The organism is Desulfosalsimonas sp. (assembly GCF_055149105.1).
Genome location: NZ_JBSRLA010000003.1, coordinates 82415 through 103087 on the forward strand (window position 1 = coordinate 82415; position 20673 = coordinate 103087).

Sequence of the window (20673 nt, forward strand, 5' to 3'; positions counted from 1 at the left end):
GGCACATTTGAAATATCGCACCCAATTTGCAAATATCGGGAGCAGGCGTGTTCCCGGACGCAATGCAAGCGGAAAAAACATCCATGAAGGCACAGCAGATCAGCATACTTGAAGATATATTTCAGACCCTGAAGGATTCGGAAAATCCGGAATCCGCTCTGGAACAGATCGTGGCCAAGGTGGCCCGGAGCCTGAATATTGATGTCTGTTCAGTCTATGTGTATGATCCCCTGGAAAACCGTCTGGTGCTGAAAGCCACTCACGGGCTTTCGGCTTCATTTGTGGATTATATTGAAATGGACACCAGCGAGGGGCTGACCGGCATGGCAGTGGAGCAGATGCAGCCGGTGCTGGTGGTCAATCCCGCCACCCATCCCAGGTTCAAGTATTATGCGGGAAGCGGCGAAGAACGCTATACCACTTTTCTGGGATTGCCGCTGATCTATCACCAAAAGGTGCTCGGGGTCCTGGTGGTCCAGACATTGGCGGAAAATGGCATCCGGGAGAAAGACATTCCGCTTTTTTCCAATATTGCCAGCCAGATTTCGGCCACCGTGGCCTATACCGGGTTGCTCGAGGACATGTCTGCGCGCCGGCCGGGCCTCCGCCGGCGCCTGCCGGTTATGGAAATTTCCCGGAGCCTGCCGGAACGTCCGGCGCCGGACTATCTGTGGGGTGATCCGGTCTCCGAGCAGGTGGCAGAGGGCTATGCCCATTATCTGCCCGAAAATATTGATTTTGATCAGGTACAATGCAGCCTGTCGGATCTTCCGGAATCTGAAATGGAACGGCTGAATCATGCTTTTGAACGGGCATCCGGCCAGATTCGGCAGGTGGCCCGCACCGGCGCCGGTCTTTCCGATCAGGAATCGGCCATTCTCGATGCGCATTTGATGTTTCTGCGGGATGCGGGATTGAAACGCAAAATCAAGGCGCAGATCGATTCGGGCAAATGCGCCGAGTATGCCTTAAAACAGGTGATCCTGGAGTATGTGGAAAATTTCCGGGGCATGGAGGATGCCTATTTAAGCGAGCGCGCCGCAGACGTGCTCGATATCGGCAGGCGGGTGCTGGGCCATCTGGTGGGCGTCTCCGGCGACCCCCACGAGCCCATGACCCGTCCCACTATTGTGGTGGCCTCAGACATTTCCCCCGTGGATCTGCTGGCCATGCGGCAGCCCAACCTAAAGGCCATTGTCACCGCCCGGGGAGGTCGTACGTCCCACACGGTGATCCTGGCCCGATCCCTGGAAATTCCCATTGTCATCGGGGTTGAGCACCTTTTTGAAAATGTCCGGGAAAAGGACTACCTGATCGTGGACGGATCCTCCGGGTTTGTGTTTGTCAATCCCGAGGAGGCTGTTCGGGAGGAATATGCGCGCAGGCAGGCGGAAAACCAGCAGATCCGGCTGCGTTTGTCCGCGCTCCGGGATTTGCCGGCCGTCACGCTTGACGGCGTGCACGTGCGGCTCGGGGCCAATATCGGCCTGCTTTCCGATATCCCCCATGTCCGGGAATACGGAGCGGATCACATCGGCCTGTACCGCACCGAGTTTCCGTTTCTGCTCAGAAAAAGTTTTCCCACCGAAGAAGAACAGGTGGAACTCTACACCCGCATGCTGCAGAAGGCAGAAGGCAGAACCGTTACCATCCGGACTTTCGACGTGGGGGGAGATAAGTTTCTGTCTTATCTGGATTATCCCAAGGAGGACAATCCCTTTCTGGGATGGCGCTCCATCCGCATCAGCCTGGAGCTGGAAGAGGAATTCCGAAAACAGATCCGGGCCATTTTGCGTTCTTCCGCCCATGGTCCCGTGCATCTGCTGTTTCCCATGATTTCCGGGGTTGAGGAGATCCGAAAGGTGATCGCTCTGGTGGATTCCGAAAAACAGGCCCTGGATGAAAAGGGCATTGAATATGACCGTCAGATTGCCACGGGCATTATGATCGAGGTGCCCGGGGCTGCGGCCATTCTCGGCCGGCTGCTCAAATACGTGGATTTCGTGAGCATCGGCACAAATGACCTGATCCAGTATCTGCTGGCCGTGGACCGCAACAACAAAAAGGTTGGCAATCTCTACAATGCCCTGCATCCGTCGGTGATTGTCACCATTGCCGAGATTGTCAATGTCTGCAGGCAGCATCACAAGCCCGTGAGTATCTGCGGGGAATCGGCATCCAAGCAGGAATGCCTGCTTCTGTACGTGGGCATGGCCGCAGACCGCATCAGCATGACGCCCTCCTCGATTCCTGCGGCCAAGCAGTTTATCCGGGGCATCCGGTACGAGGACGCCCGCTGCGCACTGGATACGGTTTTGGAAATGGAGGACGTGGAAAGCATCAATGATTTTCTGAGCCATTATATTGAAAATCTTTCTTCCAACCATCCAGAAAATTGAACAAGACAGCCGGAGCCTCCTTTTCATGAACAACGGCCAAAGCGTTAAACCCTACGTGTTTTGTGATTTTGACGGCACCATCACCGCAGAGGAAAGCCTGCAGGCGGTGCTGGAACATTTTCTGCCGGAAAAGTGGCATCAGATGAAAGCCAGGCTCGAATCCGGGGCCGTGACCCTGCGCAGCGGGGTGCGGGAGATGCTTGAAGCCATTTCCTCTGACCAGTACCCGGACACCCTTGATTTTGTGCGCCAGATTCCCCTGCGGCCGGGTTTTGCCGAACTGCTGGCATTTCTCAGGGCCCGGGATATTCCCTTTGTCGTGATTTCCGGGGGCGTGCGGGGCATGGTGGAAGCCGGGCTCGGGGATCTGACGGGCCGGGTGGATGAAATTTTTGCCGTTGACGTGGACGACTCCGGTCCTTTTCTAAAGGTGCATTCCGGGTTTGAAGGCGGAGATGAACTGGTGGCCAAGGCAGCGGTGATGGACCGGTTTGACGCGGATTTCCGGGTGGTGATCGGCGACGGAATGACCGACCACAATATGGCCCGCCACGGGGATTTGGTGTTTGCCCGGGGCCGGCTGGCCCGGTATCTGGAAAAACACAACATCGATCATGTCCCCTGGAAGGATTTTCACGATGTCCGCAAAGTTCTCGAAAAACGATTTTCACGATAATTCTGTCAAATAATGCTACCATGAAGAGCCTGAAGAGTATGAAGGTCATGAAGGAAAAAGTTTAAACAAGACCTTCTTCCCGGCCTCCATGCTCTTCATGGTTTAAAATACAGTGTTTCAAACTATGGAACAAAGGAAGTCTGCCATGTCCGTACACGAAAAAGCCGGCAAGCGCGCCACAAGTGACATGCTGATCCATGTGCCCGGGCTGGTTTCAGCCTATTACACCCGGCATCCGGATCCGGACGACCCCGCCCAGCAGGTGGCTTTCGGCACCTCCGGACACCGGGGCTCGTCGCTTCGCAACAGTTTCAACCAGGCCCATATCCTGGCGGTCAGCCGGGCCATCTGCGAGTACCGGAAACGGGAAAATATTTCAGGCCCGCTGTTTATGGGCATGGATACCCATGCCTTGTCCGAGCCGGCCCTGATCACCGCCCTGGAAGTGTTTTCCGCAGCAGAAATTCCCGTGATGATCCAGAAAGGTTTGGGCTATACCCCCACGCCGGTGATTTCCCATGCCATTTTGACCTACAACCACGGGCGCAGCCAGGGCCTGGCAGACGGGGTGGTGATCACCCCTTCCCACAACCCGCCCGAGGACGGGGGGTTTAAATACAATCCGCCCCATGGCGGACCTGCGGGAACCGATGTCACCGCCGTGATCCAGGACCGGGCCAATGCGCTGATGGCCAAAGGGGTTGAAAACATTGCCCGCATTCCCTTTGAACGGGCGAAAAAGGCGTCCACCACCCAAGAATACGATTATATTGAACCTTACGTGGATGACCTGCAAAATGTTGTGGACATGGACACCATTTCCGGTGCGGGCCTTAAAATCGGGGTGGATCCCATGGGCGGTGCGGCGGTGTATTTCTGGGAGCCCATTGCCCAGAAATACGGCCTGGATCTGGAAGTGGTCAACACCGGGATTGATCCGGCCTTTGGGTTCATGCATTTGGACAAGGACGGAAAAATCCGCATGGATTGTTCATCTCCCTATGCCATGGCCGGTTTGATTGATTTAAAGGACCGCTTTGACATCGCCTTTGGCAATGATCCGGACGTGGACCGCCACGGCATTGTCACCAAAAGTGCAGGCCTGCTCAATCCCAACCATTACCTGACCACAGCCATCTGGTATCTTTTCGCAAACCGCCCCCGATGGCCCCAGGGCGCGGCCGTGGGCAAAACACTGGTTTCCACGGCCATGATCGACCGGGTGGCAAACTTTCTCAAACTCCCCCTGCAGGAGGTGCCGGTGGGGTTTAAATGGTTTGTGCAAGGGCTTTTGAGCGGTCAATACGGGTTTGCCGGCGAGGAAAGCGCCGGGGCTTCATTTTTGAGAAAAGACGGCACGGTCTGGTCCACGGACAAGGACGGCATTATCTTAAACCTGCTGGCAGCCGAGATCACTGCAGCCACACGGACCGATCCCGCGGGCATTTACAGCCGGATCGAGGAACAATTCGGCCAGTGCGTCTATGAGCGCATGGACGCCCCGGCAACAGCGGAGCAGAAACGGATTTTAAAAAACCTGTCTTCAGAAATGATCACAGCAGATGAATTGGCAGGCGAGCCCATAGAGCAGGTGCTGACCCGGGCCCCGGCCAATGATGCCCCCATCGGCGGGCTCAAGGTGGTTGCCCCCAACGGCTGGTTTGCGGCCCGGCCCTCGGGCACCGAGGAAATTTACAAGATTTATGCAGAAAGCTTTAAGGGAGCGGATCACTTGCGGCAGATCCAGCAGCAGGCACAGCAGATTGTGAAAAAAGCCTTTGAAAATGGAAATTGATCCCGCGCTTGTCAATCAGACCAAGGGCTTTCTGGACCCGGAAGAGGGCCGGCGGCTTTATGAACTGGCCCTGGAGGCCTCACCAAAGGGCCCTTGTCTTGAAATCGGCAGCTATTGCGGAAAATCCAGCCTTTACCTGGGAGCGGGCTGCCGGCAAAACAATGGTATTCTGTTTTCCGTGGACCACCATCGCGGCTCAGAGGAACAGCAGCCCGGGGAGGGCTATTTTGACCCGGAAACCTGGGATCCGCGAACCGGCCGAATTGACACCCTGCCGCTGTTTCGCACCACCCTGGAACGCGCCGGGCTTGAGCAGACAGTGGTGCCCCTGGCATGCGCCTCGCCGGTGGCCGCACGCATGTGGGCCACACCGCTTTGCCTGGTTTTTATCGACGGTGGGCACAGCCATGAAGCGGCATTTGCCGACTACAAGGCCTGGGCCACCCATGTGACGGCCGGCGGTTTTCTGGTGATCCATGATATTTTCAAAAACCCGGAACAAGGCGGCCAGGCCCCGCATCATATCTATGAGCTGGCCCTGGCCTCGGGTTTGTTTGAGGCCCTGCCCATGACCAAGACCCTCGGGGTGCTCAGGCGGCTTTTTTGAAATAAAGCACCAGGCTTTTTCCCATTACAGGGTTTAAAAGCCGGTCAGCCATGCGGGTGATTTTGGGCTTTTTCATCAGGTCCCAGGTCAAAAACCGATGATATGCCGCCACCGGGGCGGCGGAATCGTTTTCCGGCCCGGCCATGCATTTGAGCCACCAGTAGGGCGAGTGCAGGCTGTGGGCCCAATGGCGGCTCGTCAACTCCAGGCCCAGGGACGCAAACAGGCCGGTGATCTGTTTTTTGCGGTATATGCGCACATGGCCGCCATCGGTGTTGCAATAGGTTTCTGAAAGGGCCCAGCAGATTCTTTCCGGGAAATACCGGGGCACGCTGACCGCAAGGCTTCCGCCGGGCTTGAGTATCCTGAAAAGTTCTTCTGCGGCCTGCTTGTCATCAGTGATGTGCTCCATGACCTCGGAGCAGATCACATGGTCAAAGCTGTGATCCCCAAAGGGCAGTTTTAGAATACTTGCGGCGCACAAGGCCCATCTGCCCTGACAGGGCCCGCCGTACTGTTCGTGGATGCGGATGTGCTCATCTGCTTTAGCCAGATCCGCAAAGTTGATGTCTGCACCCACCACCGTGACCCCCGGCCGGGCGCAGGCCCCGCACACGTGGCGGCCCGCCCCGCAGCCCATGTCCAGAATTCTGTGGCCGGACCGGATACCCAGGCGGTTATAGTCGATGGTAATCATCAATGGTCCTTTCATAAGCGGCGGCTGTTTTTTCCGCTACCGCGTTCCAGCTCAGATGCCGGCGCACCCGCTCGTATCCGGCTTGTCCGATTTTCCGGGCTTTTTCCGGGTGATCCAGCAGGTCCGTGATGGCTGCGGCCAGGGCTTTTGGATCCGCCGGCGGCACCAGGACGCCGGCATCGCCAACCACCTCGGGAAGGGCCCCGCCTGTTGTGCTGATCACCGGCACGGCGCAGGCCATGGCCTCGCCCGCGGGCAGGCCGAAGCCCTCGTATACCGATGGCACCACAGCCATGGCGGCCCGGGCGTACTGGCGCACGAATTGCCCGTAGGATATGCGGCCGGTAAAGGTGACAATCCGGCCAAGACCCAGCTTTCTGACCATTTTTTCCACCATGCCGTTTTTTTTGGGCGTGCCCACCACAATGAGCCGCACATCCCGGGTTTGGGCCACTGCGGCCACTGCCGGCAAAAGATGATGCAGGCCTTTTAAGGGGGTGTCTGCACTGTTGGTAACAATGATCCGGCCGGGCTCGCGCTCGATTTCGGCAATGGGATAGAACAGCTCGGTGTTGATGCCGTTTGGCACAACAGAAAACCGGTTTTCCGGGATCTTGAATTCCCGGCTGATATGCCGGCGGGTAAAGCGGGAAACCGTTATCAGGCCGGGCAGGGTGCGCGCCACCTGCTTTTGCATCCCGATAAAGGAATACCAGCGGATCTGCTGGAGCTTTTTCCAGAACGCGGGTTCGGTTTTCACGGAAACATCCCGGTCCACGGTAATGGGATGATGAATGGTGGCAATCACCGGTATTTTCCGTTTGATCGACCAGATTCCGTAGGAAAGGCTCTGGTTGTCATGCACGATGTCATAGCCGCGGGTCTTTTCTCTGAAAAACCGGGCAGCCCGCATGCCAAAGCAGAACGGTTCGGGAAAGCCCATGGTGGATACCCCGAGCCATTCAAGAAAATTTGTCGTGTCTGCCAGCTCTGTAATCGAAGGCAGGCGAAAAAGGTTTTCAGGGTTGTACAAGTCCAGGCCCCGCAGTTTGATCAGGCCCACTTTCTCATCAAGTACCGGGTATTCGGGCCCGGACACCACATCCACGTGATGGCCCAGGCGCACCAGGGCAGAGCTGAGATTGCGCACGTATACGCCCTGGCCGCCGCAGTGGGGATTGCTGCGGTAGCTCAGCAGGCAGATACGCAGGGGTCTTTGGATTGGGGTTTTCATTTGAACCCTTCAATACAGCCCGGACAGTCGGACCGTCAAGATGTTTTTCCGTAAAGGCCTTGCAAAAAAGAGTGATCAACGATTTTTCGCATGTGGCGGGGCGGGGGTGGTTTGTTTGTCTGCGGCGTGCTTTCGGCGATCGGACCGGGGCTTTGGCTGGATCCGCAAAAAGGCTCAGGAGCGAAAAAACCCGCCCCCGGCCGCAGGGCTTTCTTCCCTCCGGCTGGGGCCTGTTTTTTTTGTGCAGGACGGGTTGGGTACGGACCGGATTTTTCCGGTTTTCCTTCTTGACCGATCCGCGGTTTCATGTCATTGATTTTCACTGCACTAAGGAGTCTTTTATCCCCATTGTCTGGTAAAACGGAAAAGGCATTATGACCCAGCACCCGGACCTGGCCGTGGATATCGGCGGAATCTGTCTGAAAAATCCCGTGATGACCGCATCCGGCACTTTCGGCTACGGCCTGGAGTTCTCGGATCTGGTGGACCTCAATGCCCTGGGGGCCATTGTGGTCAAGGGGCTTTCCCTGCAGCCGGCCGCCGGCAACCCCCCCCCGCGGATCGTGGAAACCGCCTGCGGCATGTTAAACGCCATCGGCCTGGAGAACATCGGCATTGAGGCGTTTTTAAACGACCGGCTGCCCAAGCTGGCCGCCTATGACACACCCGTGATTGTCAACACCTACGCCAAAACCGTTGAGGAATATGCGGAACTGGCTGCGCGCATGGACCCGGTGGAACAGATCGCGGGCATGGAAATCAATATTTCATGCCCCAATGTCAAGGCCGGTGGCGTGGCCTTTGGGGTGGATCCGGATGCTGCGGCCACGGTGGTGACCGCAGTCCGCAAAAAAACTGCAAAGCCGGTGATCGTCAAACTTACTCCCAATGTCTCAGATATTGTCTGCATTGCAAAAAAGGTGGAAGACTGCGGGGCTGACGCTGTATCGCTGATCAACACCATCACCGGCATGGCCGTTGACATCCATACCCGCCGTCCCAAGCTGGGCAATATCACCGGCGGACTGTCCGGCCCGGCCATCAAGCCCGTTGCCCTGCGCATGGTCTGGCAGGTGGCAGGGGCTGTAAACATCCCTGTTATCGGCATCGGCGGCATCATGTGCGCCCAAGACGTCCTGGAATTCATGATCGCCGGGGCCACGGCCGTGGAAGTGGGCACGGCCAATTTTGTCAATCCCTCCGTGACCACCGAAATCATAGACGGCCTTGTTGCCTATATGGAGCAAAACCGCATCAGCCGGATTGTCGATCTGATCAAAACCATAAAAGTCGATTAATCAAACCCCCGCAGCCGGTGCGCGGAAATGTTTTAAAGCGCCTCAGATGTGCGCGCCGGGTTTTCCTTGAGATATTCCAGCCGGTTTAGTCCATTGATATAGGCGTATGCACTGGCGGTGATAATATCCGGGTCCGCGCCCCGGCCCAGGGCAATGACTTCATCTTCCTTGAGCCGCACTGTAACTTCTCCCTGGGCGTCCGTGCCCCCTGTCAGGGCGTTGACAGAAAATCGCAGAAGCGAGGATTGGGTTTGGGTCAGCTCGGATATGGCGTTAAACGCCGCGTCAATGGGGCCGTTTCCGCTGCCGGTGCAAAAGGCTTCCGCTCCGTTGATCAGCATTTTCACGGTGGCCGTGGGCAGCACGGTGGTGCCGGCGGTGACATGCAGATACTGCAGGGAATAAATGTCTGCTGTGCGCAAAACCCCTTGATTGACCAGGGCTTCGAGGTCCTCGTCAAGCACCACCTTTTTCTTGTCCGCCAGTTCCTTGAATTTTTTGAACACCAGCTTGATCTCTTCTTCGGAAAGATCATAGCCGATGTTTTTCAAATGCTTGTGCAGGGCGTGCTTGCCCGAGTGCTTGCCCATGACCAGCTTGCTGGTGGTCAGGCCGATGGTCTCGGGCTTCATGATCTCGTAGGTCATGGGATTGGCCAAAACCCCGTGCTGATGAATGCCGGCTTCGTGGGCAAAGGCGTTGGCCCCCACAATGGCCTTGTTGGGTTGCACCGGCATACCCGTGATCATGCTCACCAGCCGGCTGATCCGGTAAATGCGTGTGGTTTCAATGGCCGTTGTCACCGGCAGGTAGGTGGGCCTGGTGTTTAACGTCATGACCAGTTCTTCCAGAGACGTGTTGCCGGCCCGCTCGCCAATGCCGTTGATGGTGACTTCGGCCTGCCGGGCGCCGTTTTCAATGGCCGCCAGTGTGTTGGCCACAGCCAGACCCAGGTCGTTGTGGCAGTGCACGCTTAAAATCACCCTGTCAATCCCGGGTGTGTTTTTGCGCACGTAAGCCACAAGCTCGCCGAACTCGTGAGGCACGGCATAGCCCACTGTATCGGGCAGGTTGATCACCTTTGCCCCGGCATTGATCACGGCTTCAAAAACCTGGCACAAAAAATCCGGATCACTTCTGGAGCCGTCTTCTGCTGAAAATTCTACGTTACCGGTAAACGAGCATGCGTATTTGACCGCATCCACCGCGCTTTTGAGCACCTCGTCGCGGGACATGTTGAGTTTGTACTGCATGTGAATGTCCGAGGTGGCCAGAAACGTGTGGATGCGGGGCTTGGCGGCATGGCCCACCGCCTTCCATGCCCGGTCAATGTCATGAACCGATGCCCGGGCCAGGGCCACGACTTCAGAGTTGCTCACTTTCCGCGCCACTTCGGCCACCGCCTCGAAATCGCCCTCTGATGCCGCGGGAAAACCGGCTTCTATGGCATCCACCCCCAGTTTTTCCAGCTGGGTGGCCAGGCGCACCTTTTCGGCGGTGTTCATGCTCGCCCCTGGCGACTGTTCCCCGTCGCGCAGGGTGGTGTCGAATATGTATACCTTTTCCTTCATTTGCCTTGCTCCTGCGGGCTCTGGTTGTTGCCGTTGGTGATCCGCGCCAGTTTGTACTGGAAGCTGTCTGCCAGGGCCTGCCAGCTTGCCTCGATAATGTCTTCGGAAACCCCGATGGTGCTCCAGATGGCTTCTTCATCCCGGGATTCGATCAGCACCCGGACCTTGGCACCGGTGCCGTCTCTGCCGTCCAACACCCGGACCTTGAAATCCACGAGATGGACCGGATCGAGTACATTGCGGTAGACGTTGTTTAATGCCTTGCGCAGGGAATTGTCCAGGGCGCTGACCGGGCCGTGGCCTTCTGCGGCGGTGATTTCCTCGATGCCCTCCACATTGATCTTGATCATGGCATGGGAATGGCACGGACGGTCTTTTTCCTTTTCCACGGTCACCCGGAAGGATTCGAGCTCAAAACACGGCTGAAACTGGTCCGTGAGCTTTTCCATGAGAATGCGCAGGGAGCCGTCTGCCACGTCGTACTGGTAGCCTTCCTGCTCCAGCCGTTTTACCGTGTTGACAATCTCTGCATAATCATATCCGTTTTCATCCACCGGAAATCCCAGTTCCCGGGCCTTGTAGCGGATATTGCCCTTGCCGGCCATGTCCGAGATCAGTACCCGGCGGCGGTTGCCCACAAGTTCCGGGGTGATGTGTTCATAGGACCGGGGCTCTTTCATGATGGCGTCCACGTGCAGTCCGCCCTTGTGGGTAAAAGCGCTTTTACCCACAAAAGGACGGCTGTTGACGGGCGTCATGTTGGCGGTTTCACTTACATACAGCGACACTTTCTGAAGTTTTGCCAGATTTTCCTCGGAAATGCAGGCATAGCCCATTTTCAGCTGAAGAATCGGGATGATCGAAGTCAGATCCGCATTGCCGCAGCGCTCCCCGTAGCCGTTGATGGTGCCCTGAACGATAGTGGCCCCGGCGCGAATCGCGGTAATGGAGTTGGCCACGGCAAGGTTTGAATCGTTGTGGGTGTGAATTCCGATATGAATGGGCCGGTCTGAGCTGTTGTCGATCACTTCCCTGATGGCCGTGGTGATCTCCTCGATTTCATGGGGCAGGGCGCCGCCGTTGGTGTCGCACAGGCAGATGGTATCCGCCCCTCCGGCCACGGCCGCCCTTATGGTGCGGGCGGCGTACTCCGGGTTTTCCTTGTACCCGTCAAAAAAATGCTCGGCATCGTAGTGCACTTCCAGACCGTTTTTTTTCAGGTAGGCCACGGAGTTTTCAATCATCTCCAGGTTGGCCTCCAGGGGGATGCCCAGGATCTTTGTGACATGCAGATCCCAGGTTTTGCCCACAATGGTGCCCACCTGTGCGCCGCTTTCAAGGACCACATTGAGCTGCCGGTCGTCTTCAGGCGTGCTGCCGTGCTTGTGCGTGGCGCAAAATGCCGCTATCCTGGCATGCTGAAACGTTTCTTTGGCCGCCAGTTGGAAAAAATCAAAGTCCTTGGCAGAGGCCCCGGGCCACCCGCCCTCGATGTAATGGATACCCATATCATCGAGTTTGCGGGCGACCTTGAGCTTGTCCTGGGCCGTGAAACTGATTTTTTCTCCCTGGGTGCCGTCTCTCAGGGTGGTGTCATAAAGCCGTATGGATTTCATGGAAACCTTCTTTTTTTACTTCTGTATTACCTGAATTGAGCGTTTCAGATTTTTAAAAGCAATTCATTTGATTGAAAATCGCACAATTCGGGTGTTGATTATTTTCCGCGGCGGTCCGGCCGCAGGGAACGTACAGCCGTCCCGGCCGTCCACATTTCGGAATTTTTGATGGCATCGAGTTCCCGGGTCAGTTTTTCCCGGTAATCCGGCGTGCTGTTGGCTTCCAGGACCCGCTGGGTTTCCTTGCCGGAGGCAACACTTTGATACAAATTTTCAAACACCGGGGCCACGGCATCCCGGAACTTGGGGGCCCAGTCCAGGGCGCCGCGCTGGGCCGTGGTGCTGCAGTTGGAAAACATCCAGTCCATGCCGTTTTGATCCACAAGCCGGATCAGGCTCTGGGTGAGTTCCTCCACGGTTTCGTTAAATGCCTCGCTGGGGCTGTGGCCGTGGCTGCGCAGGGTGTTGTACTGGGCTTCCATGACACCGGCCAGGCATCCCATAAGCACGCCGCGCTCGCCGGTGAGATCGCTGAAGACCTCTTTTTCAAACGTGGTGGGAAACAGATATCCCGAGCCGATGGCAATGCCGATGGCCAGTGCCCGCTGTCTGGCGCGGCCGGTGTAATCCTGGTGTATGGCAAAACTGGAATTGATGCCCTGGCCTTCCAGGAAGTTGTTACGCACGCTGGTGCCCGAGCCCTTGGGGGCCACGAGGATCACATCCACGTTTTCCGGCGGGATAACTTCTGTCTGGTCCTTGTAGACAATGGAAAACCCGTGGGAGAAATACAGGGCGTCGCCTTCATTGAGGCATTGTTTGATTTTGGGCCATGTGGCCACCTGGCCGGCATCAGACATGAGCTCCATGATGATGGTGCCGCGCTTTGCCGCTTCTTCCAGGGGGAAAAGGGTTTCTCCGGGCACAAATCCGTCGGAGACGGCCTTTTGCCAGTACTCGTCGCCCTCGAGCTGGCCCACGATCACCGAAAGCCCGTTGTCCTTGAGGTTCAGCGCCTGGGCCGGGCCCTGCACGCCGTATCCGAGCACCACGATGGTTTCGTCTTTCAAAACCTCACGGGCCTGCTCCATGGTAAATTCATCAGAGGTGATCACCTCTTCTTCCACTCCGCCAAAATCGAGTTTCGCCATGTCTTTGTCCTCCAGTTATTTTTGATTGTAAGTAAAGTTGATGGTGCCGTAAAAAGTCCAATATCTGCGTTACGCGCAATTTCTCAGAATTTCACGTACGTCTAAGTACGCTGCATTCTTCGAAATTGCGCAAGCCTTGATCTTGAACTTTTTATGGCACCATCTGAAATCAGACTTTTTACGGTGCCATCAAAGTTTGTCTTTGGCTTGCCGCTTGAATCTTTCAAATTTTCAAATGCCTTATCTGCTTTCCCGGGGCAGGGCCACGCACCCGGTGCGGGCGATTTCCCGGATGCCAAAGGGCTTTAGCAGGTTTAATACAGCTTCGATTTTTTCGGCATCGCCTTCGATTTTCAGGGTAAAATGCTCCATGCCCACGTCCACAACCTGGCCCCGGAAAATATCGGTGATGCGCAGAATCTCGGCCCGGTGATCGGCCCGGGCATTGACCTTTATCAGGGCCATTTCCCGCTGCACATACTGGGTGCCGGTCAGGTCAATGACCTTGAGCACGTTGATCAGCTTGTTTAGCTGTTTTTGAATCTGCTCGATGATCATGGGGCTGCCCTTGGTGACCATGGTGATCCGGGAGATTCCGGGATCCACGGTTTCAGCCACGCTCAGGCTTTCAATATTGTATCCGCGGCCGGAAAACAGCCCGGTGATCCGCGAGAGCACGCCCGGCTCATTGTCCACGAGAATGGAGAGTAAATGTTTTTTTTCGCTCATCATCAAATCCTTTTTTCAACCGGTTCTTGCAGATGTCCTATCGGGTTGGCCTTACACCAGAAGCATCTTCTTAATCGGCGCCCCTGCGGGCACCATGGGATAGACGCTTTCCTCCGGCTCCACGACAAAATCCATCACCACCGGCTTGTTGCATTCCAGTCCCTGACGCAGAACCGATGCCACTTCATCCGGGGTTTTCGCCCGCAGCCCCACTGCACCGTAAGCCTCGGCGAGTTTGACAAAATCCGGGGCATGGACAAACTGTGTGGACGAATAGCGCCGTTTGTAGAACAGTTCCTGCCACTGGCGCACCATGCCCAGAAAGCCGTTGTTTAAGATCACCACCTTCACCGGAAGATTGTACTGCACTGCCGTGGCCAGTTCCTGGATGTTCATCTGAATGGAGCCGTCGCCGGCGATGTCGACAACGGCGGTGCCCGGTGCGCCCACCTGAGCGCCGATGGCCGCGGGCAGCCCGAATCCCATGGCGCCCAGCCCCCCGGAGGTGATAAAATGGCCCGGCTCTTTGACATGGTAATACTGGGCCGCCCACATCTGGTTCTGGCCCACTTCCGTGGAAATGATCGCATCGCCGCCCGTGAGGTCATAAAGGGTTTCAATCACGTACTGGGGCTTGATCACCTCTGCCTGCTGATAAGCCAGAGGCGTGGTTTGCTTCCATTCATCAATCTGTGCAAGCCAGGGCTTGCGGGTTTCTTCCAGCTCTTCCCATTTCTTTTTATCCACAAGCGTGTTGATCTCCGCCAGGGAGATCTTGCAGTCGCCCACCACGGGCACGTGCACCGGCACGTTTTTCTGTATCGAGGTGGGATCGATGTCGATCTGCACGATTTTGGCGTTTGGGGCAAACTCGTCGACCTTGCCCGTGACCCGGTCGTCAAAGCGCACCCCCACGGATATGAGCAGATCGCATTCAGAAACCGCCATGTTGGCCCGAAACGTGCCGTGCATGCCCAGCATTCCCAGCCATAACGGGTCTGTTCCCGGAAAGCCGCCCAGCCCCATGAGCGTGCTGGTCACCGGGATCTGCAGCTTGCGGGCCAGTTCCGTGAGTTCGTGATGGCCCTTGGACAGGCTGACCCCCCCGCCGGAAAAAATCACCGGCTTTTGGGATTTGGCAATGAGATCCACCACCTTGTTGAGCTGCTTGATATTGGGCTTGTAGGTGGGGTTGTAGCTTTTGAGCTTCACCTCTCCGGGCACGTTGAACTGGGTTGTGGCATTGATTACATCCTTGGGCAGATCCACCAGCACCGGTCCGGGCCTGCCGGAGCGGGCGATGTGAAAAGCCTCCTTGATGGTGCGCGCCAGGTTGCGCACGTCCTTGACCAGGTAATTGTGCTTGGTGCAGGGCCGGGTGATGCCCACAATATCGACTTCCTGGAAGGCGTCGTTTCCGATCAGGGCCGTGGGCACCTGGCCGGTGAATATCACCATGGGAATGGAATCCATGTATGCCGAGGCAATGCCGGTGACCGTATTGGTGGCCCCGGGCCCGGAGGTCACCAGGCAGACACCCACCCTGCCGGTAGCCCGGGCATAGCCGTCAGCGGCATGGGCTGCGCCCTGTTCGTGGCGAACCAGCACATGGTTGATGCTTTTTTCCTCCATCAGGGCGTCATAAATATCAATCACCGCTCCGCCCGGATAGCCGAAAACGGTGTCCACTTCTTCTTCCTGAAGCATTTTCAGCAGTATCTCAGCACCTTTGAGCTTCATTGTCTGTCCTCGTCATTCTCTGATAGGCCTGTAAAAATTCTTTTTACAGGCAGTGTTAAGTTTTAAGTGATTAAGTGTTAAGTAAAATCAATAAGTTTTTTATGATACAATCATCAATGTTTTTGCGGGTTATAAAAAAACGGTTTCAGGGTCGGATGTTATTCCTTTAATACGGCTCCCTTGTCCGCTGAGGTGACCTGTTTGGCATATCTGGCCATGTAGCCTTTGGTGATTTTCGGCGCCGGGGCCTGCCATGCGGAAAAACGTTTCTGCAGCTCCTTTTCATCGACCTTCAGGGAAATGCTTTTGCCGGCAATGTCGATGGCGATTATATCGCCTTCTTTTACCACGGCAATGGGGCCTTTCTGCATGGCTTCGGGCGAGACATGCCCGATGGCCGCCCCGCGCGTGCCCCCGGAAAACCGGCCGTCGGTGATCAGGGCAACATCGGCATCCAGGCCCATGCCGGCAATGGCTGAAGTGGGGGTGAGCATCTCGCGCATGCCGGGTCCGCCCATGGGACCTTCATACCGGATGACCACCACGTCCCCCTTGTTGATCCGGCCGTCCATGATGGCTTCAGTGGCGTCCTCCTCGGAGTCAAACACACGGGCAGGGCCCTCGTGCTGCATCATCTTGTCCACCACCGCGGATTGTTTGACCACGCATCCGTTGGGGGCCAGATTACCGAAAAGCACGGCCAGTCCGCCCACCTTGTGATGGGCCCGGTCAACGGGGCGGATGATCTCGTTGTCGATGACACGGGCGGCGCCGAGGTTTTCCTTGACGCTTTTTCCCGTGACCGTCAGACACGAGGTGTCAATCAGGCCCGCTTCGGCCAGGGTTTTCATGACCCCGCCGATGCCACCGGCGTTTTGCAGGTCCTCGATGTGATGGGCCCCGCCAGGGCTCAGGGAGCACAAATGCGGAATCCGGTTGCTGATGTCGTTGATCCGGTTTAAATCCAGGGCCATTCCGGCTTCGTGGGCCAGGGCCGCAATATGGAGCACCGTGTTTGTGGAACACCCCAGGGCCATGTCCACGCACAGGGCGTTTTCAAATGCGTCGTGTGTCAGGATCCGGCTCGGCACGATCCCCTGTTCGTGCAGGGCCACTATCTGGATGCCGGCCTGCTTGGCCAGCCGGATCCGGGCCGACATTACCGCGGGTATGGTGCCGTTTCCGGGCAGGCCCAGGCCGATGGCCTCTGTGAGGCAATTCATGGAATTGGCCGTAAACATCCCCGAGCATGATCCGCAGGTGGGGCAGGCCGCATCTTCAATGCCGCAAAGTTCCTGCTCCGACATTACCCCGCGCCGGACTTTGCCCACGGATTCAAATACCGAGATGAGATCTACCTTTTCGCTCGGGTTTTGCGGGTTGCGGCCGGCCAGCATGGGACCGCCGGAAATGAAAATGGCCGGGATATCCAGGCGCGCGGCTGCCATGAGCATTCCGGGAACGATCTTGTCGCAGTTGGGAATCAGCACCAGGGCATCAAACGCATGGGCTGTGGCCATGATCTCGATGGAATCAGCAATCAGTTCCCGGCTGCCCAGGGAATATTTCATGCCTTCATGGCCCATGGCAATGCCGTCGCATACGCCGATGGTGCCGAATTCCACAGGCGTGCCCCCGCCCATGTAAATGCCGGCGCGGACCGCCTCGCTGATCTGGTTTAGGTGCGTGTGGCCCGGCACCACGGTGTTTACTGAGTTGGCAATGCCGATCAGCGGCCTGCGGATTTCATCATCAGTGTAGCCCGCGGCCTTGAGCAATGCCCGGTGGGGTGCCCTTCCGATTCCCTGTTTGGCGATGTCGCTTTTCATGATTTGTCTCCCCCTGAAACAAAAAAACCGTTATCAGCTTTCGGGGCTGATAACGGTTTATGTAAGAATTTATGCTGCTTAAAAATTTTTACGAGCCATTATCAACCCCGTTTCCCGTCCAGTAGGCCTACGCCCAGTACGGGTACGATAATCAGAATAAGGCTGAAAATGACCGGCCGGATATTCATTTTGGCAATCCGTTTTTTAATCAACTGATTTTCAGTTCAACTGGCTTCTTTCGGTTCCTGCAGAGAAAAATTGCAGCAAAAATCAATTACTGGATTCCAAATTCCCTATCAGCCGCACAAGGACCTTGTCAACCCTTTATTTTGATATTTTTCCTTCTTCTTTGTTGCTTATAATCAACCGGTTTTGGAAACCAGGTGCCGGCCGAACCATTTCAGGGTGTTTTCCATGAATGTCTGCTGGTGTTCCGGCTGACTCAACGGGTGATCGCCGCCGGGCAGGCAAAGGAGTTTTTTGGGCGTGCCGGCGGCATCGTAAATTTGCAGGGCGTTTTCGTAAGGCACCACCGGGTCGGCATCCCCGTGGCAGACCAGCAGGTGGTGGACCTTGGCAAGGTTTTCTGTGAGGTCATAGGTCAACTGATCCCTGCGGATTCCGGCAAGGTCCGGATCTGTCTGATAATCTTCGGGGATGTGAATGGCGGAAAACCGGATGGGTGCGGCCAGGGTGACCACAGCGTCAAAATCTGTTTCCCGGGCCGCATGCAGCACCACCGCCCCGCCCAGGCTGCTGCCGAAAAGACCCGCAGAGCGGCCCAGGTCCGGGCGCCGGCCCAGCACATCCATGGCAGCGGTCAAATCCCGGCACCGGCCTTCAAAGGTGGTCACTTCCGCAAATACCCCGTCGCTTCTGCCGCATCCCCGGTGATCAAACCGGAAATAGGCGATTCCCATGCGGTTGCATTGCCGGGCCAGGTCCTGCTGTTTGGGGGAGTCGCCGTTGGACAGCATGCCGTGGACCCCTATGACAAAAGAGGGTTTTGGGGTTTGCGTCAGGTGCAGGGTGCCGTGCAGCCGCAGACCGTCTGCTTCAAAAAACAGGGTTTCCTGCATATGGGCGCCTTTTTGATGCCAGGTGATTCAAAATGTCATGCAACAGTCGTGATGGCGCCGTAAAAAGTCCAATATCTGCGTTACGCGCGATTCCTCAGAATTTCACGTACGGATAAGTACGCTGCATTCTTCGGCAATCGCGCAAGCCTTGATCTTGAACTTTTTACGGCGCCATCTGAACACTTACTTTTTACGAAACCATCAGTCGTGAGCGGTAAATTGTCAATATATGTATCTTTTTCGGTATTGCAACGCAATTGGATTTGATGGATTGCAACGATTTTCGCATTGCGGCGTCCGGGGCGGGTTTGTTGGGCTGCGGATCGCTTTCGGCGATTCGCGTGCGCCTTTGGCTGGAATTTCAAAAACTCGGGCTGTCGCCCTCAGACAGTTTGAAATTCCGGGCGCCAAAGCCGCCCGCGAATCTTTTGCCGAAACCGCTCCAATGCAGCCCAACAAACCCGCCCCGGAAGCCGCAATGTGCGGGTTCCGGTAAAATTCAATCCGTTGATTTGGACTGCATCCGATGGCAAAACACAAAGGTCAAGATCAAGGCGCGCAAATCCCGAGAAATGCAGCGTACTGGCAGTACGTGAAATTTCGAGGGATGCAGCGCAACGCAGATATTGACCTTTGTGTTTTGCCATCGGCTTTGTTTGACAGACCGTCATGATCCGGATTATGAAGCAAGAGAAAACATAAAAGGTATTGGATGGATTATGACGGTTAAGAAAAAACAGGAAATTGAACTCGATGTCACGGGTATTGCCTTTGGCGGCCGGGGCATTGCCAAAATAGACGGGTATACAGTCTTTGTGGACCAGTCCGTGCCCGGCGACCGGGTGCTGGCCCGGATCGTGAAAAAGAAAAAATCCTATGCAGAAGCCCGAACCCTGCAGATAATCGAGCCGTCGGCTGACAGAATCGAGCCGCCCTGCCGGTATGCCGGGTGGTGCGGGGGGTGCAAGTGGCAGTTTCTGCAATACGGGCGCCAACTGGAATACAAGCGCCGGCATGTCAGAGAAGCCGTGGAGCACATCGGGCAGATCTCCGGGGTGCCGGTACATCCGGTGCTGCCGGCGGACAAGATATTCGGGTACCGCAACAAAATGGAGTTTTCCTGTTCTGACAGGCGGTGGCTGCTGCCCGAGGAACTCGGCCGGGCCGATATCCCGAAGGATTTTGCCCTGGGCCTGCATGTGCCGGGCACCTTTGATAAAATCCTGGATATTGACGCCTGCCTGCTGCAGCCGGAAAAAGGAAACCGCATCTTAAATGATGTGCGCGACCGGATCCGGGCCTCAGGGTTGGCCCCTTACGGTCTGCGAACCCACGAAGGATTCTGGCGGTTTGTGATGCTGCGCCATTCTCTGGCCGAAGACCGCTGGCTGGTCAACCTGGTCACCGCAGCCGAGGACCGCGGGGCGCTGGCGGCTGTTGCCGACTATCTCATGGAGGCCCACGATGATATCGCCGGGGTGGTCAACAATGTCACGGCCAAAAAAGCCGCTGTGGCCGCAGGCGAATATGAACTGCCCGTTTCCGGCCGGGCCTTTGTCCAGGAGCAACTCGGCGATTTTGTCTTTGAAGTTTCGGCCAATTCCTTTTTCCAGACCAACACCGCACAGGCGGAAAAACTCTATGATACCGTGCGCAGATATGCACAGTTAAGCGGATCTGAGTCTGTGGTGGATCTTTATACCGGAACCGGTACAATTCCGATCTGGCTCTCAGCCGATGCGGGCCGGATCACCGGTCTGGAAATCGTGGAATCGGCCGTGGCTGATGCCGGAAAAAACTGCGAAAAAAATCAGATCACCAACTGCAGATTCGTGGCCGGCGATATCCGGCAGTCCATATCACAGATAGAACACAGGCCGGATCTGATGGTCATTGATCCCCCCAGGGCGGGCATGCACAAGGACGTGGTAAAATCCGTACTGGATATGGCCCCGGAAAAAATCGTGTATGTCTCCTGCAATCCGGCCACCCTGGCCCGGGATCTGTCATTGATGGCCGAAACCTATCACGTGGCTGAAATCCAGCCGGTGGACATGTTTCCCCACACCTTTCACATCGAGGCTGTAGCCCGGCTGGTGCGCAAATAAGCCCAGCCATCCGGAAGAAGGCCCAAAAGGAAACTCCAGAAAGCATGATGGCGCCGTAAAAAGTCCAATATCTGCGTTACGCGCGATTCCTCAGAATTTCACGTACGGATAAGTACGCTGCATTCTTCGGAATCGCGCAAGCCT

At 56.4% G+C, this 20673-nt stretch carries 15 protein-coding genes; 6 read left to right on the plus strand and 9 right to left on the minus strand.

From position 1 onward, the window contains the following. The first annotated feature begins 83 nt into the window (after positions 1-83). From ptsP to ACTCIA_RS01430, 4 genes are all read left to right on the plus strand, one after another. Complete coding sequence (gene ptsP, locus ACTCIA_RS01415; RefSeq protein ID WP_463000020.1) at positions 84-2399, plus strand: phosphoenolpyruvate--protein phosphotransferase; 2316 nt, start codon at positions 84-86, stop codon at positions 2397-2399. A gap of 25 nt (positions 2400-2424) precedes the next feature. After that, a complete protein-coding gene (locus ACTCIA_RS01420; RefSeq protein WP_463000021.1) occupies positions 2425-3075 on the plus strand; it encodes an HAD-IB family phosphatase in 651 nt (216 codons plus the stop codon). 145 nt (positions 3076-3220) lie between these two features. Continuing rightward, a complete protein-coding gene (gene pgm, locus ACTCIA_RS01425) occupies positions 3221-4870 on the plus strand; it encodes a phosphoglucomutase (alpha-D-glucose-1,6-bisphosphate-dependent) (RefSeq protein WP_463000022.1) in 1650 nt (549 codons plus the stop codon). Beyond that, on the plus strand, positions 4860-5477 hold the full coding sequence (locus ACTCIA_RS01430) for a class I SAM-dependent methyltransferase (protein WP_463000023.1): 618 nt from the start codon (positions 4860-4862) through the stop codon (positions 5475-5477). Before pgm ends, ACTCIA_RS01430 begins: the two co-directional genes overlap by 11 nt. Here ACTCIA_RS01430 and ACTCIA_RS01435 read toward each other — a convergent pair. Continuing rightward, the gene (locus ACTCIA_RS01435) at positions 5461-6174 is read right to left on the minus strand and encodes a class I SAM-dependent methyltransferase (RefSeq protein ID WP_463000024.1); all 714 of its coding nucleotides are present in this window, start codon (positions 6172-6174) and stop codon (positions 5461-5463) included. The genes ACTCIA_RS01430 and ACTCIA_RS01435 overlap by 17 nt on opposite strands. Beyond that, entirely contained in the window at positions 6155-7408 is a 1254-nt protein-coding gene (locus ACTCIA_RS01440; RefSeq protein ID WP_463000025.1) for a glycosyltransferase family 4 protein, read from the minus strand. Before ACTCIA_RS01440 ends, ACTCIA_RS01435 begins: the two co-directional genes overlap by 20 nt. Before the next feature lie 374 nt (positions 7409-7782). Here ACTCIA_RS01440 and ACTCIA_RS01445 point away from each other — a divergent pair, with 374 nt between their 5' ends. Continuing rightward, positions 7783-8706, plus strand: a complete 924-nt coding sequence (locus ACTCIA_RS01445) for a dihydroorotate dehydrogenase (RefSeq protein WP_463000026.1) — start codon at positions 7783-7785, stop codon at positions 8704-8706. A 32-nt stretch (positions 8707-8738) separates the two neighbouring features. Here the strand turns inward: ACTCIA_RS01445 and ACTCIA_RS01450 are convergent, their stop codons facing one another. From ACTCIA_RS01450 to ACTCIA_RS01480, 7 genes are all read right to left on the minus strand, one after another. Continuing rightward, on the minus strand, positions 8739-10277 hold the full coding sequence (locus ACTCIA_RS01450) for a 2-isopropylmalate synthase (RefSeq protein WP_463000027.1): 1539 nt from the start codon (positions 10275-10277) through the stop codon (positions 8739-8741). Beyond that, positions 10274-11893 (minus strand): citramalate synthase, encoded by a 1620-nt coding sequence (gene cimA / locus ACTCIA_RS01455; RefSeq protein ID WP_463000028.1) that lies wholly within the window; start codon positions 11891-11893, stop codon positions 10274-10276. The genes ACTCIA_RS01450 and cimA overlap by 4 nt, the downstream gene beginning before the upstream one ends. A 98-nt stretch (positions 11894-11991) precedes the next feature. Next, positions 11992-13044 (minus strand): ketol-acid reductoisomerase, encoded by a 1053-nt coding sequence (gene ilvC / locus ACTCIA_RS01460; protein WP_463000029.1) that lies wholly within the window; start codon positions 13042-13044, stop codon positions 11992-11994. A 240-nt stretch (positions 13045-13284) separates the two neighbouring features. Beyond that, a complete protein-coding gene (ilvN, locus tag ACTCIA_RS01465) occupies positions 13285-13773 on the minus strand; it encodes an acetolactate synthase small subunit (protein WP_463000030.1) in 489 nt (162 codons plus the stop codon). Positions 13774-13824: 51 nt separating this feature from the next. Next, the gene (gene ilvB, locus ACTCIA_RS01470; RefSeq protein WP_463000031.1) at positions 13825-15513 is read right to left on the minus strand and encodes a biosynthetic-type acetolactate synthase large subunit; all 1689 of its coding nucleotides are present in this window, start codon (positions 15511-15513) and stop codon (positions 13825-13827) included. A 158-nt stretch (positions 15514-15671) separates the two neighbouring features. Beyond that, positions 15672-17342 carry a dihydroxy-acid dehydratase gene (ilvD, locus tag ACTCIA_RS01475; RefSeq protein WP_463000032.1) on the minus strand — a complete coding sequence of 557 codons (1671 nt, stop codon included), beginning with the start codon at positions 17340-17342 and terminating at the stop codon, positions 15672-15674. Between the two features lie 362 nt (positions 17343-17704). Next, positions 17705-18421 (minus strand): alpha/beta hydrolase, encoded by a 717-nt coding sequence (locus ACTCIA_RS01480; RefSeq protein WP_463000033.1) that lies wholly within the window; start codon positions 18419-18421, stop codon positions 17705-17707. Between the two features lie 719 nt (positions 18422-19140). Between ACTCIA_RS01480 and rlmD the strand changes: the two genes are divergently transcribed. Further along, positions 19141-20529: a 23S rRNA (uracil(1939)-C(5))-methyltransferase RlmD gene (gene rlmD, locus ACTCIA_RS01485; RefSeq protein WP_463000034.1), complete on the plus strand. Its 1389-nt coding sequence runs from the start codon at positions 19141-19143 to the stop codon at positions 20527-20529. Positions 20530-20673 lie beyond the last annotated feature (144 nt).

Bases quoted from the DNA above. Each gene is read 5' to 3' on its own strand.
- ACTCIA_RS01480 (WP_463000033.1), bottom strand. From the start codon at position 18,421: ATGCAGGAAACCCTGTTTTTTGAAGCAGACGGTCTGCGGCTGCACGGC.
- ACTCIA_RS01430 (WP_463000023.1), top strand. From the start codon at position 4,860: ATGGAAATTGATCCCGCGCTTGTCAATCAGACCAAGGGCTTTCTGGAC.
- ilvN (WP_463000030.1), bottom strand. From the start codon at position 13,773: ATGAGCGAAAAAAAACATTTACTCTCCATTCTCGTGGACAATGAGCCG.
- ptsP (WP_463000020.1), top strand. From the start codon at position 84: ATGAAGGCACAGCAGATCAGCATACTTGAAGATATATTTCAGACCCTG.
- ilvC (WP_463000029.1), bottom strand. From the start codon at position 13,044: ATGGCGAAACTCGATTTTGGCGGAGTGGAAGAAGAGGTGATCACCTCT.
- pgm (WP_463000022.1), top strand. From the start codon at position 3,221: ATGTCCGTACACGAAAAAGCCGGCAAGCGCGCCACAAGTGACATGCTG.
- ilvB (WP_463000031.1), bottom strand. From the start codon at position 15,513: ATGAAGCTCAAAGGTGCTGAGATACTGCTGAAAATGCTTCAGGAAGAA.
- ACTCIA_RS01420 (WP_463000021.1), top strand. From the start codon at position 2,425: ATGAACAACGGCCAAAGCGTTAAACCCTACGTGTTTTGTGATTTTGAC.
- rlmD (WP_463000034.1), top strand. From the start codon at position 19,141: ATGACGGTTAAGAAAAAACAGGAAATTGAACTCGATGTCACGGGTATT.
- ACTCIA_RS01445 (WP_463000026.1), top strand. From the start codon at position 7,783: ATGACCCAGCACCCGGACCTGGCCGTGGATATCGGCGGAATCTGTCTG.
- ACTCIA_RS01435 (WP_463000024.1), bottom strand. From the start codon at position 6,174: ATGATTACCATCGACTATAACCGCCTGGGTATCCGGTCCGGCCACAGA.
- ACTCIA_RS01440 (WP_463000025.1), bottom strand. From the start codon at position 7,408: ATGAAAACCCCAATCCAAAGACCCCTGCGTATCTGCCTGCTGAGCTAC.
- cimA (WP_463000028.1), bottom strand. From the start codon at position 11,893: ATGAAATCCATACGGCTTTATGACACCACCCTGAGAGACGGCACCCAG.
- ilvD (WP_463000032.1), bottom strand. From the start codon at position 17,342: ATGAAAAGCGACATCGCCAAACAGGGAATCGGAAGGGCACCCCACCGG.
- ACTCIA_RS01450 (WP_463000027.1), bottom strand. From the start codon at position 10,277: ATGAAGGAAAAGGTATACATATTCGACACCACCCTGCGCGACGGGGAA.